This is a genomic window from Nonomuraea antri, from assembly GCF_013283785.1.
Taxonomy (GTDB): domain Bacteria; phylum Actinomycetota; class Actinomycetes; order Streptosporangiales; family Streptosporangiaceae; genus Nonomuraea; species Nonomuraea antri.
Window position 1 is genome coordinate 1 of the sequence record NZ_JABCPZ010000492.1, and the last position, 2,133, is coordinate 2,133.

Consider the following 2,133-nt stretch of genomic DNA (forward strand, 5'->3'; position numbering starts at 1 on the left):
CCGAAACGACCAGCAACCCGCGCGAACAGCGCATCCAGTCCCGCCACCCAAGCCTGAAGATCGTGAGAAGTAAGCACGATCCACACTCTATTGACCGATCATCACGAAATCAGGTTGTAGTACTAGGGTGACGGGCGACGAAGATCCCGGTACGACACTCCGCGGCGGAAAACGCCGGGCTGCGACGTCGCGAATGGGTCTAAGCTGTCGTGGCATGGTCGCGACGCTCCTGCATGAGATACCCCTGCAGGGCGGGGACGTGACAGACGGGGTGGTCCGGGTCGGCGACACGGTGCGCAGGCCTGTGAAACCCGCCACGCCCGCCGTGCACGCCCTGCTCAGGCACCTTGAGGCTGCCGGATTCTCGGGCGCGCCGCGGGTGGTCGGGGTCGACGGGCTCGGGCGGGAGATCCTCACGTACGTGCCCGGGTCCTGCGGGATGAGCCTGGCGAGCGCGGGCGACGACTTCCTGGCTGGGCTGGCCGTGCTGCTGCGCGAGTTCCATGACGCCACGCAGGGCTTCTCTCTCAGCCCGGAGGGGTGGGAAGGCGGGTCGAACGACGACGATCCCGCTCAGGTCATCGGTCACTGCGACTTAACGCCGGAGAACGTCATCTATCGCGATCGATCGCCGGTCGCCCTGATCGACTTCGACCTTGCCAGGCCGACGACACGGCTGTTCGACATCGTCACCACACTCAGGCACTGGGCGCCCATCGCGGATCCGGTCGACCGTCCGCCGCTGCAGCGCGATCTCGACGTCGGTGCGCGGTTGCGGTTGTTCTGCGATGCGTACGGGGTGTCGTCCCGCGATCGGCGGCGGCTGCTCGAGCTGGCCAGGGTGCGGTTTCATCGCTCGTACGACGTCATGCGGGCCCGTGCCGGCGGTGGTGGCAACTGGGCCAAGATGTGGGCGGGTGGCGCGGGGCAGCGCATTCGGCGGGCGGCGGCTTGGCTGGATGTGCACGAAGATGAGCTTCATGCCTATCTGGTGTGATTTCCGCCCGCTCGTGTCGCCTCCGCTTCTGACTTCGGCTTCGTCTCGGACCCTGACTTCGGCTTCAGCTTCGTCTCGGACCCTGGCTTCGGCTTCGTCTGCGCCTCTGGCTACAGCTTCCTCTCCGCCCCTGGCTTCGGCTTCGTCTGCGCCCTCGTCTTTGTCGCGGTTCCTGCCTCTGCCGTGGTCGCTGTCCTCGGCGTCTGCTTTCTTGCGTCCCTTCGTCCCGGTGCCGGTCTTCGGGGCTTCTGGTCGGGGGGTTGTGACTGCTCGGGCTTGGGGGCTGGCGCTCGGGGTCGCGTTGGACGCGGTGCTCGCCGACCCGCAGACGTCCGCGCACCCGGTCGCACTTTTCGGACGTGCCGCGTCGAGGCTGGAAAAATCCCTGTACGGCGCCGCGAAGCCCAACGGCGTGGCACATGTGGCGATCTGCGTGGGAGCGGCGGCCGGGCTCGGGATCCTGGCCGAACGCGTCCCCAGTCCGGCGGCCCGCACCGCGCTGACCGCGTTGGCCACCTGGTCCGTGCTCGGCGGCACCACGCTGGCCCGCGAAGGGACCTACCTGGCCACCGCGCTGGAAGCCGGCGACCTGGCCAAGGCCCGGGCCAGACTCCCCCATCTGTGCGGACGCGACCCGTCCGGGCTGGAGGCTCCCGAACTGGCCAGGGCCACCGTGGAGTCGCTGGCCGAGAACACCTCCGACGCGGTCGTGGCGCCGCTGTTCTGGGGGGCCGTGGCGGGGGTGCCTGGGCTGCTGGCGTACCGGGCGATCAACACGCTGGACGCGATGATCGGCCACCGTTCGCCGCGCTACGAGCAGTTCGGCTGGGCGGCGGCGCGGCTGGACGACGTGGCCAACTACGTGCCCGCCAGGCTCACCGGACTGCTCACCGTGGCGACCGGGCCTGATCCCGCGCGGGCGCTGGCCGTCCTGCGCCGGGACGGGCACCGCCACCCCAGCCCGAACGCGGGCCGCTGCGAGTCGGCGTTCGCCGGTGCGCTGGGGGTCACGCTGGGCGGGACGAATGTGTACGGCGCGCGGACCGAGCACCGGCCCACCATGGGTGACGGGCCGAAGCCGGAGGTGAAGGACATCCGGCGAGCGGTCCGCCTGACGCGGGCGGTGGGGGTGGCGG

Annotated in this window: 2 protein-coding genes; both read left to right on the top strand. The window is 69.9% G+C overall.

The window, feature by feature from the left end:
- The first annotated feature begins 214 nt into the window (after nucleotides 1–214).
- Entirely contained in the window at nucleotides 215–997 is a 783-nt protein-coding gene (locus HII36_RS54820) for a phosphotransferase (RefSeq protein WP_173531323.1), read from the top strand.
- Between the two features lie 262 nt (nucleotides 998–1,259).
- On the top strand, nucleotides 1,260–2,133 hold an 874-nt coding region (locus HII36_RS54825; protein ID WP_173531324.1), incomplete at its 3' end, for a cobalamin biosynthesis protein.

What these genes read in the sequence shown, in the direction of transcription:
- HII36_RS54820 (WP_173531323.1), top strand. Translation starts at nt 215, where the DNA reads ATGGTCGCGACGCTCCTGCATGAGATACCCCTGCAGGGCGGGGACGTG.